This window comes from Soonwooa purpurea, from assembly GCF_053891095.1.
Genome location: NZ_JBSSMA010000003.1, coordinates 38051 through 52231, shown reverse-complemented (window position 1 = coordinate 52231; position 14181 = coordinate 38051). Strand labels below are relative to the sequence as shown.

The window sequence follows — 14181 nt, the reverse complement described above, 5'->3', positions numbered from 1 at the left end:
TATATGGCAAAAAAAATTATAAGAAATCTACAATTTGGAATCGGTATGTCATTATTCGTGCTGTTTGCGAGCTTAATAATTTCGTATTTCAGCATTCAAAAACAAGTCGAATTCCGCGAAAACAGATCCCAATCTCGACGGTCTATTACTGCGGCAAAAGATGTTTTGTTTGCACTTTTGGATGCTGAAACAGGGAACAGAGGCTTCCAACTTTCGGGACAAGAAGCTTATCTGGAGCCTTTTGAGAGAGGGATGGCAGAATATCCAAAAGCTATTGCCAATCTTAAAAATTTAAGTTTTGAAAATAAAATTCAAAAAGAGAGAGCTAACGAGCTTGAAAAATTGGTTAACGAGAGAAGCGCAGTTTTAGAATATTTGATCGATAAAAAAAGAAAAGGCGAAGATATCTCCCAATCCGAAATGCTGAAAAGCAAAACTTCGATGGATAAAACCAGAAAATTGGTTGATGATTTTGTGAATTTTGAGGAAAATCAACTGGATTTAAAAAACGCAGAGCTCAAAAAATCGTCAGAAATTACAAACTTTTTTCTTTTATTTTCCGGGCTTGCCGCTATTGTCATCACCTCATATTTATATTTTAGATTGCGGAACGACATTCGTAGGAGAGATATTTTGGAAAGAAAACTTTTGGCTAAAGATAAGATGATGACCAATCGTGTTAATGCCATTCAGCAAGTTGCAAACCGCGTAGCAAAAGGTGATTACAGCCAACGTGCCATTGCGGAGGAAGAGGATGATTTGGGCGTTTTGGTAGAATCGCTGAATCATATGACAGAATCTTTACAAAAGTCTTTTAATAAAATCAACAAAAGCGATTGGAATCAAAAAGGCTTGGCGAGTTTGAATGAATTTTTAGTTGGAAACAAATCCATCAAGGAGCTTTCTCATTCCGCTTTAAATCATCTTGTAGAATATGGAAACTGCGCGAGTGGCGCTCTTTATTTATTAGACGACAATGCTTTGAAATTGTTTAGCTCTTATGGACTTGAAAATAATGTGAAAACTGTTTTTGAGCCTGGACAAGGTATTTTAGGCCAGTCATTTTTACAAAAAAGAATCAAAGCATACAATAATATTAAAGAAGAAGATGTTGTGGCAAGTTTTGTAAGCGCACAACTAAGAATTAATGGAATTTTGCACGTTCCGATTATGTTGGGAAACCAGGCGATTGGAATTATTGAACTAAATTCTGGTGAAAATTTTAATGACGATTTGGTGAATTTTTATGTTGAGTCTTGCCGAATTATTGGTATAGCGATCAATGCCGCCCAAGGTCGCGAAAAAGAGCAGCGACTTTTGGAAGAAACGCAAGCACAGTCGGAAGAATTGCAAGTACAGCATTCCGAACTGGAAAATTTGAATACCGAACTTGAAGCGCAAACGCAAAAGCTTCAAGCTTCTGAAGAAGAATTGCGCGTACAACAAGAAGAATTGATGCAAACCAATGCCGAACTGGAAGAACGCTCAAAACTGCTTGAAGAAAAAAATCATTTGATTGCCGATCGCAATATCGAAATTCAAAAAAAGGCCGAAGAATTGGCTTTGAGCACCAAGTATAAATCGGAATTCCTGGCGAATATGTCGCACGAATTGCGTACACCGCTTAATTCTATATTGTTGCTTTCGCGACTGATGGCGGAAAATCCTGACGAAAATCTTAACGAAGATCAAATAGAATCTGCAAAAGTAATTTTAAGTTCTGGGAGCAGTTTGCTGACGCTTATTGATGAGATTTTGGATTTGGCTAAAATTGAATCTGGAAAAATGAGTTTGGATTACCAAAAAGTTTTTATACAAGATGTTGTAAGAGATTTGCAAAAGCTTTTCAATCCTTTGATGCAGGAAAAAAACATTGATTTCATTATCAATATCGATCCAGAACTTCAGACAAGCATCGAAACGGATCGTTTGAGATTGGACCAAGTGTTGAGAAATCTAATGTCTAATGCACTCAAATTCACTGCGCAAGGAAATATTAGGCTTAATATTAGAAAAGATCCAGCTCAACAAGATTTTGTAATTTTCTCGGTAAAAGATACAGGAATCGGAATTCCAGAAGATAAACAACGTATTATTTTTGAGGCTTTTCAACAAGCTGATGGATCAACAAGACGAAAATTTGGAGGCACTGGTTTGGGACTTTCTATCAGTCGAGAAATTGCAAAATTGTTGGGTGGCGAATTGCTACTTCAGTCCAAAGTTAATGAAGGTTCAGAGTTTAGTTTAGTTATTCCCATTTCATCAAATTTAAAAACAGAATACGTTAATAGAGATCAAGATTTAATAGAAACCATTCAGGAGGATATTCAGGAGATTAAAGAAATCATCGCTTATGACGATGTTGAGCTGCCTGTGCCCGTTGATATTTTACGAATTCCAGAGGATATTCCCGATGATAGAGATCGCATTCTTAAAGATGATAAAGTAATTCTTATTGTTGAAGATGACGTTAATTTTGCGAAAGCTTTGGTGAAATATGCGCATACCCAAAATTATAAAGCCGTTGCGATCGTGCGTGGGGACTATGCACTTCCAGCAGCGCTTAACTATCATCCTTTGGCGATTTTGTTAGATGTGCAACTTCCTGTAAAAGATGGTTGGCAAGTCATGGACGAACTGAAAGCAAACCTCCAGACCAAGCATATTCCTGTGCATATGATGTCATCTCTGCACGTAAAACAAGAAAGTTTGATGAAAGGCGCTATTGATTTTATTAATAAACCAATAGCTCTTGAGCAAATGGCTGATGTTTTCAAAAAGATTGAAGATGCTTTGAGTAAGTCTTTGCAAAAAGTTTTAATTGTTGAAGAAAATGCCAGACATGCTACTGCATTATCTTATTTTCTGAGCAATTTTAATATCTCTTCTTCGGTGGAAGATACAGCGGAGAATTGCGTGAAGGCTTTCACTCAACAAAATCTTGACTGCGTTATCCTGAATGTTGAACATTCACGGGGCGAAGAATATGCAATTATAGAATCCATCAAAAGTCATGAAGGTTTGGAAAATCTTCCGATTATCATTTTTATCGATAGAAATTTATCAAAATCTGAAGAATTGAAAATTAAACAATATGCAGATTCTATTGTTGTAAAAACGGCACATTCTTATCAAAGAATTTTGGATGAAGTTGGTTTGTTCTTACATTTGGTGGAAGAAAAAAACAATCATGAGGAAACCAGAAGTACAACTTTGGGTTCTTTAACAGAGGTTTTGAGTGGTAAAAAAATATTGATTACCGATGACGATGTTCGCAATATTTTCTCTTTGACCAAAGTTTTAGAAAAATACAAAGTGGAAGTGGTTTTGGCGATGGACGGAAAGCAAGCTTTGCATCAAATTAAAGAACATCCAGATATCGATGTTATTTTGATGGATATGATGATGCCCGAAATGGACGGCTACGAAACGATTCGAGAAATTCGCAAACAACCCACGTTGGCGCGACTTCCTATTATTGCCATTACTGCAAAGTCTATGATTGGCGAACGCGAAAAATGCATCGAAGCAGGCGCTTCAGATTACATTTCAAAACCTGTAGATACCGATCAGTTGTTGTCTTTGCTTCGTGTTTGGATGTACGAAAGTTAATTTACATCACAAGATTATGAATAAAAAAATTCTCATCGTAGACGATGATACACGCAATATATTTGCTTTAAAATTGACATTGAAAGCACGAGGTTATCAATTAGAAAGTGCAAGCTCAGCGCGGGAAGCTATTGAAATTTTAAAATCTCAAAACGATTTCAATCTTGTGCTTATGGATATGATGATGCCAGAAATGGACGGTTACCAAGCAACCAAATTGATAAGAAATATTGAAGAAATAAAACACCTTCCGATAATCGCAGTTACCGCGCAAGCCATGTCCGAAGATCGACAGAAATGTTTGGAAGCAGGTGCTCAGGACTATGTGTCAAAGCCGATAGATGTGGATGTTTTGATAAAAGCAATGGAAAAATTATTATAATGTTGGAACCAAGTATTGTAAAGGACGAGGATGTAGAATTTCTTATAAAAGATATTCATGAGTTGTATGGTTACGACTTTTCACAATACAGCAGAGCTTCCTTCAAACGCCGTATTAACCGCATTTGTTTAATCGATAAATTCACAAGTTATGCAGAATTGCGCTATACAATTGTTAACGATCCAGAGTATTTCAAACGTTTCGTAGAGGAAATTACAGTTAATGTCACAGAGATGTTTCGTGATTCATCATTTTTCAAAACTTTGCGGGAGCATATTTTACCACAATTGGATACCTATCCATTGATTCGGATTTGGGTCGCGGGGTGTTCCACAGGTGAAGAAGCTTATTCTATCGCTATTTTATTGAAAGAGGCTAATTTGTATCATAAATCTTTGATATACGGAACAGACATTAATCCATCGGTCTTGGAAAAGGCTAGGGCAGGTATTTTTCCGCTTCAACAAATGAAATTATACACCGAAAATTATATTCAATCTGGAGGGCAAAAAGATTTTTCAGATTATTATACTGCCAATTATGACAGTGTGAAATTTGATAAAAGCCTACAAGAAAAACTCATTTTATCCACTCATAATTTAGTTTCAGACAGTTCATTTAACAGTTTTCAATTGATAATTTGTAGAAATGTTCTCATTTATTTTGAAAAAATATTACAGGAAAGGGTTTTTCAATTGTTTGACGAGAGTCTGGAAAATTTAGGATATTTGGCTTTGGGTTCTAAAGAAACCTTGAGATTTTCAAAACTTAATAATAATTTTCATCAAATTGATAATCAGAAGATTTGGAAAAAATTAGAACATCATTAAATAATTTATGAACGAAGCAAATACAGAATTGGTAATTATTGGAGGTTCCGCGGGAAGTTTACAAGTCATCTTGGAAATGATTAAAAAACTGGATATTGATTTGGATTTTCCAATGGTATTAGTAGTTCACAGAAAAGCCCAATCTACAAGTCTTTTGCCTATTTTGATGACACAAATTTCAGCATTAAAAGTGAAAGAAGTTGAGGACAAAACAGAACTCGATAAAAAATGTATTTACATTGCACCAGCGGATTATCACTTGCTTTTTGAATCGAAAAATAAAGTATCTTTAGATGCTTCGGAAAAAGTAAATTACTCAAGACCTTCGATTGATGTAAGTTTCAAATCCGCGGCAGAAACCTTCGGGAAAAATGTGGTGGCAATTTTATTATCTGGCGCCAATGCCGATGGTACCGAAGGATTAGAATATATTAAAAAAAATAAAGGAAAAGTCTGGATACAAAATCCTGACACTGCAGAAGTCGATTATATGCCAAAACAGGCGATACGAAATGTAGAATTTGATTGTATTTTTGAGGCCGAAGATTTGGCTCAGAAAATTAATCGTTTGAAATATATTCATTAAAATACTATTCCAAAAAACAAGAAATTTTAAATTAAAGGAATTAAAAAAAGATAAAAATGAGTAAGAAAAGAGTTTTAATTTTTGATGACGACGCAGTAATTTTGGAAGTTGTGGGAATTATTTTTGAAGATGCAGGTTATGAAGTGGAAATTTCTGAAACTTCTCATGATATTATAGAAAAAGTTGCAGACTTCCAACCGAATGTGATTTTGATGGATAATTGGATCCCAAATATTGGTGGCGTAGAAGCTACAAAACTTTTGAAATCGCATGACGAATTCAAAAATATTCCAGTGATTTATACCACAGCAAATAACGATATTGTTGCTCTGGCCAAAGAAGCACAGGCAGATGATTTTATTGAAAAACCATTTGATTTGGAAGATTTGGAAAAAAAAGTAGAAAATTTTTTACAATAAATTTTTAGAAAATGATTTTTAGGAAAGCCCATTTTGAAGAAGTGGATGAGATATGGAGTATTTTGCAATTTGCAATTAAGAGTCGAAAAAATGATGGCAGCAATCAATGGCAAGATGGTTATCCTAACCGGAATTCAATACTTCAAGATTTAGAAAATGATTGTGCTTATGTTTTAGCTGACGAACGCGGTGTTTTAGCTTACGGCGCTGTGATTTTTGATGAAGAACCTGCCTATAACGACATCGTTGGGAAATGGCTTTCCGATGGCGATTATGTTGTGGTGCATCGTGTAGCGGCAGCAGAGCGCTCGAAAGGAATGGGCATTGCAACTCGGTTTTTTAATGAAGTTGAAAATTTTGCAACGTCCAAAAATGTCCATAGTGTGAAAGTGGATACCAATTTTGATAATCTTGCAATGTTGAGAATTTTAGACAAACTGAATTATCAATATTGCGGAGAAGTATATTTCCGAGGCAGCGCCCGAAAAGCCTTTGAAAAGTTGGTTTAAAATATAAATGCCAAAACCGAGCTTTGTGAACCCGGTTTTTATGTTTAATGGATTTTTAAATTTAATTTCAATCACATTTTCCGTCAACATCGCAACTTGAAGCATTATTAGAATCCAATGTTTTAAAACCAGATTCTTTACTATAATCCGCATAAGATTGTTTCAAAGCATCTAAGAAATGATGTGCTGGCTGTGCGCCTTTAACAGCAAATTTTCTATTGAATACAAAAAACGGAACCGAATCAATGCCTAAATCTTGTGCTTCGGCAATGTCGTCTTTGGCGTATTTCAAAAATTCATCTTGCGATAAGGCATTGTTGATGTCGTCTTGTGAAAGCCCAATATTAGAACTTAATTCTAACAAAGTTGTATCATCCGCCAAATCTTTTCCTTCGGTAAAATATGCTTTGAAGAAAACTTCCTCGGCCTGATCTCCCAAGTTTTTTTCTTTAGCAAACTGAATAATTCTGTGCGCTTTAATAGAATTCGCCAATAACTGAATATCAAAATCGAAATCCAATCCCGCATCTTTTGCCATAGAAACGACATTCTCGAACATGGCTTGGACATCGTCAACGTTCATGCCTTTTCGGTTGGCCATATAGTCGGTCATTGTTGTTCGGATTTTCACTTCTTCGGGAATTGTGGGATCCAGTTGGAAAGATTTCCATTCGATTTCCACATCCTTTTTGTAATCAAAATGTTCTAGAGCCGCTTCGAAGTGGCGTTTTCCAATATAGCAGAAAGGACACATGATGTCGCTCCAGATTTCTACTTTCATTTTATTTTGATTCATATTTTTTATAGGTTGTTAAATTGCTTTAATGTAAGTTGTAAAATCGTAAAGATTTTATATTTAAAACTCGAAGCCTAAGTTACGAAGTTCTTGCCCGAGATCTGTCTCTTGTTTCACATGAATTGTTGCGAATCCCAAATCTTTTGCTGTTTCAATATTTTGGATATTATCGTCAATAAAAACAGATTCTTCAGCTTTCAGATTGTAACGTTTTAATAAAACTTGATAAATTTTAGGATCAGGTTTAATGAGTTTTTCGTCCCCTGACACTACAATTTTGCCATTAAAAATTTTAAAAAAATCATAGTTTTCTAAAGCATAAGGAAAAGTTTCCGAAGACCAATTGGTCAAACCATACAATGGATATTTGCCGTCTAATTGTCTAAGAACTGCAACATTTTGAGGAATGTCACCACGCAACATTGTTGTCCAGTTATCGTAATAAGCACGGATATCTTTTTCGAAAAGAGGATGCTCTCTCACAAGTTTTTCTGTGCCACGATCCAGACTTCTTCCGCGATCTTGCTCCATGTTCCAGGTATTGGTTGCGATATTATTAAGAAAAAAATCCATCTCGCTTTGGGTTTCAAAATGGTTTTTAAAATAATATCTAGGGTCCCAATCCATTAAAACGCCTCCAAAATCAAATATAATATTTTTAAGTTTCATGTATGCAAAATATAAAAAAGACCGCTAAAAAACGGTCTTTTCAACTAAAAAAATAAACAACTATTTATCAATAGAACCCATTACTTTTTGTGCAAAAGCATTCAGGGCATCTTTTTCTGACAAACCGTTTTTAACTTCGTTGTGTACTTCTAGCGCGCCACAGATATTGGTAATCATTTCGCCAACAACATCTAGTTCTTCTTCTTTCACGCTACGAAATTCACAGTAATTTTCTAAAACCTCCAAAGCGGTGTTAAGTTGCTCTGGTGTTTGGTTTTGATAAAATTGTCTTATAATTGGTAATTTCATATTTCGTATAATTTAAAATTGAAAAAAACTTAGGCTTTCAATTCGTTGAACAAATTGTTCAAACTTTCTGCTTGATTGGTTTGCACTTGATTTTTCAAAGCACCATTTTCAAAAGCTGCAAAAGTTGGAAGGTTGTCCACGTTCGCCATTTTTCTACTTTCTGGAAGTTTTTCTGCATCTACATAATAGAACGGAATATCTTCGTTTTCTGAAGCTAATTTTTTGAATTTTGGCTTCATAATTCTACAATTGCCACACCAAGATGCACCATATTGCACCATAACTTTTGGGTTGTCAGCAAGGATTTGTTGTAGGTTATCTTCTGTTAATTCTAAAAACATTTTTGTTGATTTTTGGGTATTAAAAATGTGATAATTTGTAAATAATCATCTTCAGTCTCCATCAGCATTACAAATTATCACATTAGATTATTTCACAATAATTAGTGTTTTGCTAAGTATTCTGCTGTAGAGTTTCTGTCTGCTTTCATAGCGTCTTTACCTTCTTCCCAGTTAGCTGGACAAACTTCACCATGCTTTTGTACGTGCGTATAGGCATCGATAAGTCTCAGGAATTCTGCAACATTTCTACCAAGTGGCATATCGTTAACCGCTTCGTGGAAGATTTTTCCAGTCTCGTCGATTAGATAAGTTGCTCTGTAAGTTACGTTAGATCCTGTAAAGATTTCGTTTCCTTCATCATCAAAATCGATATCTTGATCAACAATTCCTAAAAGGTTAGCAAGATGTCTGTGTGTGTCCGCTAGGATAGGGTAAGTTACCCCTTCGATACCACCATTATCTTTTGGCGTGTTCAACCATGCAAAGTGTACTTCGTTGGTATCGCAAGACGCACCGATTACGATAGTGTTTCTTTTTTTGAATTCCTCCAAAGCTTCTTGGAAAGCGTGCAATTCTGTAGGACATACAAAAGTGAAATCTTTTGGATACCAGAACAACAAAACTTTTTGTTGGTTGTTAACCGCTTCTTCTAGGATGTTAATTCTTAAGTTATCACCCATTTCGCTCATCGCGTCAATTGCTACATTTGGAAATTGTCTTCCTACTAATGACATAATTTTTATATTTTTTAGTTAAACTTGTTATTAACAATTTGATGTTGCAAAGATAATAAGATTTTGTGTATTGAAAAACAATAATCAATTTATAAAATCTATCGCTACGAATTTCTTTTAATTTTAAATATTTGGGCGCTTTTTCCGGCTGTCACTAGTCGCTTTTTTGTTCCGTCGCTTTTTCCTTTGCTTACAAAAAGAGCTCCAACAGGCCGTTCCATCCGGAGCGCACTCATTTTATTTTGTATATAAATATAAGGCTTAAAACAAAGAAAACCAAACTCCTGAAGCTTGGTTTTATATGATATTTGTTAGTAAATATTTTAATTTAAAACAACAAATTAGCATTTATTAGATATCTTTCGTGAATTCTTTTATTCTTCTCATGGCTTCAATCAGATCTTCTTCTGATGCGGCGTACGAGAATCTAATACAATTGGGATTCCCGAATGATGTTCCGCCAACACACCCAACATGAGCGTTTACTAATAAGGACATTGCAAAATCATCTGCATCTTTTATCAAAGTACCGTTGATGGTTTTTCCTATGAAATAAGAGATGTCTGGAAAGAAATAAAATGCACTTTTGGGAAGATTACATTTGAATCCTTTGATGTCTTTCATGAGTTCGTAGACTAGGTTTCTTCGTTTTTCGAAAGCATCAATCATATAAGACAAATCGTTTTTTGTTAAACCAAGAGCGACAATCGAAGCGCGTTGCGCAATGGTATTTGGTCCACTCGTAACTTGTCCTTGTACTTTATCGCAAGCTTTTGCTAGCCATTCTGGACAAGCCGAATAGCCGATTCGCCATCCTGTCATGGCAAAGGCTTTGCTCATACCATTGATAACTGCGGTTTGTTCATATATTTCTGGAAATTCTGCGATAGAAATATGCTTTCCTGTATAGTTGATGTACTCGTAGATTTCGTCAGAAATAATAGTAATCTGTGGATATTTTGCAACAACTGTAGCAATTGCTTTAAGTTCTTCATAAGTATAAAAACTTCCAGATGGGTTACAGGGCGAGCTATAAAGGATAGCTTTTGTTTTTGGTGTAATCGCTTTTTCTAGTTGTTCGGCAGTCATTTTGAAATCTGTTTCTAAACTCGTTTCAATAAAAACTGACGTTCCGCCCATCATTTTTACCATTTCGTCATAACTTACCCAATATGGTGCAGGAAGAATAACCTCGTCACCATCATTGATGAGTGCAGAAAGGACATTCATGATAGATTGTTTGGCACCGTTGGAAACACAAATTTGTGTTGGTTTATAAGTAAGATTGTTATCACGCTTTAATTTATGAGCGATGGCTTGTCTTAGATCTAAAAAACCAGGGACAGGCGAGTAGTGGCTGTAATTGTCGTTGATGGCTTGTATCGCTGCTTGTTTCACAATTGTAGGAACATTGAAGTCGGGTTCTCCCAAAGTGAGGCTGATAACATCAATGCCTTCCGCCTTCATCTCTCTAACTTTATTACTCATTACAAACGTCTGCGAATAGCTAAGTCGGTTGACGCGATCCGAATATCTTTCCATTTTAAGCTTCTATTTTTTGCAAAGATATAGATAATTGTAATCAGTCAACAAGTGTTGATAATATACTCTAAAATTTCTAGAAAACGCCCTGTTTAGGAGGTGAGTTTTAGCAATTCTGATTTTAATCATGTGTTTTACAGAGTTTTAAAAATGAGGTTTGTTTACAAAAACCCTGTTATTATTATGATAAATCTTATTTATTGTGATAAATATTTGTTTTAATAAAATTTTTAAATGCTTTTGTTTAAAATTTAATTTTAAGCTTATTTTAATGCGTATTTGATAATCCTATAAATTTAATATTCTATTTTTGCAGTCCCAATTTTTATAAAACACTACTAACCTTATTATTTGATTATTAAATACAAATGAAAAAAATATCTTTTTTTATATCTACGCTTGCTGTTAACTTTTTTTTAGCACAAACATCAATAGCGGTATGGAATAAACAAAATTTTGCCCCAACTGTTAAAGATAATTTAGTTTCCGCCGAAAATATATTTTCTACAGTAGGAATATCTGCTGATAAAGACAATCAGACTTTTTTTAATACTTACAATTGGCCAACGCCGAATTATAATGATTTAACTGAAAAAACTTTAGATACCAATAAGTATGTACAATTTACAGTTAAACCTAAGATTGGAAACCAAATTAATTTGAACAGTTTCAATTTTGATTACCGTATGCAAGGCGGTTCTGCAAAATTAGAAATTAGATATTCTGTGGATCCTAATTTTTCGAATTATAAAGTGCTTGTCGAAGATTTGTTAATTGAGAATAAGTCTTGGGCAAAACTTTCATGTTCTGATTTTTCTGGATTACCTCGTCAAATAATTGTTTCCGGAAAAGCACTTTATGTGCGAGTTTATGTCTATCAGACCAATAATAGATTTCAAATAAAATACACACAGGATTCTGACGGTCCCACAATTCTAGGAACAGCAAAAGCCCAACAAGCTAGTGTGCCAATTCCTGAAAACGATACGGCTACAACAACTAAGAATAATGATGTTAATATCAAAATTCTAGATAACGATTTTTTTCAAACCACGACTAATGTTGTTATAGATACGGCACCAACTCATGGCGCAGTAAGTATAAATACTGACAATAGCATTACATATACACCAGAAGCATCGTTTCTAGGAAAGGATTTTTTCTTTTACAGACTTGTAGATGCAAATGGCACTTCTAGCTTGGCTAGAGTAGATGTTGATGTTACAGCAGAGAAAACTATTTCAATTATACAGTGGGATAATTTGTCATTTTCTGCCCATCCACTTATCCCAGGCGTAATTGGAAAATCTGTAAAAGGCAATAATTTAGATATCAGTGGTGATACGTGGAGCGAACCTATTTTTAAGATTTCTGGTTTGTCCAAACCTACTGAAGCTATAGATCTTAATAAGTATATTGAATTTACTTTTGAACCAAACGGAAAACAATTGGATCTTAAAAGCTTTGATATAGAATACCGTGCAAATGGAGGAACTGGTTATTTTAAAATAGAGTATTCTAAAGACCCAAATTTTGCAACTGGAGTACAAGTTTTGACATCAGAAATTGCTTATGATAACAAATGGAAAGCTTCTAGTTTTGACTTTGGCGCAGAAGCTATTCTAAAACCTGGAGAAAAGGTATTTGTAAGACTTTATCCTTATAAAAGTTATAACGACTTATTAATAAGATTATCAGCAAAACCCTTGTCTGGACCTTTAGTTAAAGCTATCGTATCAAATTATAATGTAACAAGTTGGGTAAATCCAGCGCAACCTTATTGGGACAATGGAACGCCGAATCTGTTAAAAAATGCTGTAATTGTTGCCAATTATGACACTTCACTTTATGGATCGATAGAAGCTTCCAATATTACAGTTAATAGCGAAACGAAAGTTACTGTTAATAACAACGATTATATTAAACTTAGTAATGCATTAACCAATTTGGGAACTGGTGACAATATTGTTTTTGCTCCAGATGCTAATTTTTTACAAACCAACAACACACCTAATATTGGAAAAGTTACTGTAAAAAGAACAACCAAACTTCCAAAAAAAGGTTATAACTATTGGTCTTCGCCTGTTACAGGACAGAATCTTTATCAGTTTTCTGACGGTTATAACCAAGCTAGTAATCCTCCGAATCCACAAGGAACACCTTGGAATCAATTTTTTATCTATAATGAAAAAAATGATTATTTTGTTACATCAATTCCAAATGAGCTGAAATTAGACGCCAATTCAGAGTTTTTAAAATCTCGTGGTTACGCTATTCGTGGAAAAAACAGCTTTCCTACAGAAATTAATGCAACATCGCCAGAAGCCGAATTCAAATTTGTTGGTGTACCAAACAACGGAACGATAGAGTCCTATATTTTAAAATATACAAACGAAGATCATGGCTATAATTTGGTAGGAAATCCTTATCCATCAAATATTGATCTTGACATATTCTTTATCGAAAACGCAGATCTTATTCAGCCAATCGCATATTTCTGGACCAATAATGATATGAGTATCTCTACTCAGCAAGGTTCTCAATATAATGGTAATAACTATGCAATCTACAACAGAATGGGCGGTATCCCAGCCACTTATAAAGGTCTAAACAAAAATATCCCTAACATTTCTGTAAAAACATCACAAGGCTTTATCATAAAAGCTAAAGCTACAGGCCAAAATAAAGCACTTCGCTTTACCAATGCTATGCGAACAAAAGAGCAAGGTGTATTCTTTAATTATAAAGCAGCTGAAAAAAATAGATTTTGGTTAAATCTTAAATCAGAAGCGGATATCAATAACGAAATTCTTATAGGTTATTTGGAGGATGCAAGCAATGCTTTTGATGCAGACTTGGATACAGAGCTATTAGCAGTTGGTGAAGATGCAATTTGGAGCAATCTGGATAATAAGCAATTAGGCATCCAGGCTAGAAGTTGGAATGATAACCAAGAAGATGTTGTTAAACTAGGTGTACAACTTTCTGCAGCTGGTAACTACAGCATTTCTTTGGGTGATGTGGAAGGAATTTTTAACCAAAATCAAAACATCTATTTAAAAGACAATTCGACTTCTCAAATCATAGATTTATCTAACGGTTCTTACAATTTTTATGGTGAAAAAGGAATTTATAATGAACGCTTCGAAATTGTTTATAAAAAGAAAGAAACAACTTTAGCGGTAACAGAAACTCAAAAAGATGTTTTAGTTTACAAAAACAATGATGCTTTTGTCATCACATCAAAAACGGACAATATCGAAGAAGTTGAAGTGTATGATGCATTAGGAAGATTGGTTTATCAAACTAAACCTAATAATAAAGCAGCTCAAATTTCTTTGAATCAATTTGCAAAAGGCATGTTTATTTTGAAAATTAGTACCAAAACTAATACGTTAACAAAAAAGATAATCAACTAGTTTGGTTATCTTTTTAACGAAGTTTTTCCTTAA

The 14181-nt window shown here is 34.5% G+C and carries 13 protein-coding genes; 7 read left to right on the top strand and 6 right to left on the bottom strand.

What is annotated here, in order from left to right:
• The first annotated feature begins 3 nt into the window (after window positions 1-3).
• Genes ACVFVN_RS03745 through ACVFVN_RS03720 form a run of 6 tightly spaced genes read left to right on the top strand, consistent with a single transcriptional unit; the run spans window position 4 to window position 6338 of the window.
• Window positions 4-3612 carry a response regulator gene (locus ACVFVN_RS03745; protein WP_456234242.1) on the top strand — a complete coding sequence of 1203 codons (3609 nt, stop codon included), beginning with the start codon at window positions 4-6 and terminating at the stop codon, window positions 3610-3612.
• Window positions 3613-3628: 16 nt separating this feature from the next.
• Entirely contained in the window at window positions 3629-3994 is a 366-nt protein-coding gene (locus ACVFVN_RS03740; RefSeq protein ID WP_456234241.1) for a response regulator, read from the top strand.
• Complete coding sequence (locus ACVFVN_RS03735) at window positions 3994-4824, top strand: CheR family methyltransferase (RefSeq protein ID WP_456234240.1); 831 nt, start codon at window positions 3994-3996, stop codon at window positions 4822-4824. The genes ACVFVN_RS03740 and ACVFVN_RS03735 overlap by 1 nt, the downstream gene beginning before the upstream one ends.
• 7 nt (window positions 4825-4831) lie before the next feature.
• Window positions 4832-5410: a chemotaxis protein CheB gene (locus ACVFVN_RS03730; RefSeq protein ID WP_456234239.1), complete on the top strand. Its 579-nt coding sequence runs from the start codon at window positions 4832-4834 to the stop codon at window positions 5408-5410.
• A gap of 56 nt (window positions 5411-5466) precedes the next feature.
• Window positions 5467-5829, top strand: a complete 363-nt coding sequence (locus tag ACVFVN_RS03725) for a response regulator (protein ID WP_165131573.1) — start codon at window positions 5467-5469, stop codon at window positions 5827-5829.
• A gap of 11 nt (window positions 5830-5840) precedes the next feature.
• Window positions 5841-6338 (top strand): GNAT family N-acetyltransferase, encoded by a 498-nt coding sequence (locus tag ACVFVN_RS03720; RefSeq protein ID WP_456234238.1) that lies wholly within the window; start codon window positions 5841-5843, stop codon window positions 6336-6338.
• Window positions 6339-6405: 67 nt separating this feature from the next.
• On the opposite strand, the gene ACVFVN_RS03715 is transcribed toward ACVFVN_RS03720, so the two are convergent.
• The 6 genes from ACVFVN_RS03715 to ACVFVN_RS03690 form a co-directional block, all read right to left on the bottom strand.
• The gene (locus tag ACVFVN_RS03715; protein WP_456234237.1) at window positions 6406-7134 is read right to left on the bottom strand and encodes a DsbA family oxidoreductase; all 729 of its coding nucleotides are present in this window, start codon (window positions 7132-7134) and stop codon (window positions 6406-6408) included.
• Window positions 7135-7194: 60 nt separating this feature from the next.
• Window positions 7195-7803: an HAD family hydrolase gene (locus ACVFVN_RS03710; RefSeq protein WP_456234236.1), complete on the bottom strand. Its 609-nt coding sequence runs from the start codon at window positions 7801-7803 to the stop codon at window positions 7195-7197.
• Between the two features lie 60 nt (window positions 7804-7863).
• A complete protein-coding gene (locus tag ACVFVN_RS03705; protein WP_165131561.1) occupies window positions 7864-8112 on the bottom strand; it encodes a DUF6952 family protein in 249 nt (82 codons plus the stop codon).
• Between the two features lie 29 nt (window positions 8113-8141).
• Window positions 8142-8453, bottom strand: a complete 312-nt coding sequence (locus tag ACVFVN_RS03700) for a thioredoxin family protein (protein ID WP_165131558.1) — start codon at window positions 8451-8453, stop codon at window positions 8142-8144.
• 101 nt (window positions 8454-8554) lie between these two features.
• Window positions 8555-9187, bottom strand: a complete 633-nt coding sequence (locus ACVFVN_RS03695; RefSeq protein ID WP_165131555.1) for a peroxiredoxin — start codon at window positions 9185-9187, stop codon at window positions 8555-8557.
• Between the two features lie 351 nt (window positions 9188-9538).
• Window positions 9539-10729 carry a pyridoxal phosphate-dependent aminotransferase gene (locus tag ACVFVN_RS03690; RefSeq protein ID WP_456234235.1) on the bottom strand — a complete coding sequence of 397 codons (1191 nt, stop codon included), beginning with the start codon at window positions 10727-10729 and terminating at the stop codon, window positions 9539-9541.
• 368 nt (window positions 10730-11097) lie between these two features.
• Between ACVFVN_RS03690 and ACVFVN_RS03685 the strand changes: the two genes are divergently transcribed.
• Window positions 11098-14148 carry a T9SS type A sorting domain-containing protein gene (locus ACVFVN_RS03685; protein ID WP_456234234.1) on the top strand — a complete coding sequence of 1017 codons (3051 nt, stop codon included), beginning with the start codon at window positions 11098-11100 and terminating at the stop codon, window positions 14146-14148.
• Window positions 14149-14181: the final 33 nt, after the last annotated feature.

Bases quoted from the DNA above. Each gene is read 5' to 3' on its own strand.
- ACVFVN_RS03745 (WP_456234242.1), top strand. From the start codon at position 4: ATGGCAAAAAAAATTATAAGAAATCTACAATTTGGAATCGGTATGTCA.
- ACVFVN_RS03740 (WP_456234241.1), top strand. From the start codon at position 3,629: ATGAATAAAAAAATTCTCATCGTAGACGATGATACACGCAATATATTT.
- ACVFVN_RS03735 (WP_456234240.1), top strand. From the start codon at position 3,994: ATGTTGGAACCAAGTATTGTAAAGGACGAGGATGTAGAATTTCTTATA.
- ACVFVN_RS03730 (WP_456234239.1), top strand. From the start codon at position 4,832: ATGAACGAAGCAAATACAGAATTGGTAATTATTGGAGGTTCCGCGGGA.
- ACVFVN_RS03725 (WP_165131573.1), top strand. From the start codon at position 5,467: ATGAGTAAGAAAAGAGTTTTAATTTTTGATGACGACGCAGTAATTTTG.
- ACVFVN_RS03720 (WP_456234238.1), top strand. From the start codon at position 5,841: ATGATTTTTAGGAAAGCCCATTTTGAAGAAGTGGATGAGATATGGAGT.
- ACVFVN_RS03715 (WP_456234237.1), bottom strand. From the start codon at position 7,134: ATGAATCAAAATAAAATGAAAGTAGAAATCTGGAGCGACATCATGTGT.
- ACVFVN_RS03710 (WP_456234236.1), bottom strand. From the start codon at position 7,803: ATGAAACTTAAAAATATTATATTTGATTTTGGAGGCGTTTTAATGGAT.
- ACVFVN_RS03705 (WP_165131561.1), bottom strand. From the start codon at position 8,112: ATGAAATTACCAATTATAAGACAATTTTATCAAAACCAAACACCAGAG.
- ACVFVN_RS03700 (WP_165131558.1), bottom strand. From the start codon at position 8,453: ATGTTTTTAGAATTAACAGAAGATAACCTACAACAAATCCTTGCTGAC.
- ACVFVN_RS03695 (WP_165131555.1), bottom strand. From the start codon at position 9,187: ATGTCATTAGTAGGAAGACAATTTCCAAATGTAGCAATTGACGCGATG.
- ACVFVN_RS03690 (WP_456234235.1), bottom strand. From the start codon at position 10,729: ATGGAAAGATATTCGGATCGCGTCAACCGACTTAGCTATTCGCAGACG.
- ACVFVN_RS03685 (WP_456234234.1), top strand. From the start codon at position 11,098: ATGAAAAAAATATCTTTTTTTATATCTACGCTTGCTGTTAACTTTTTT.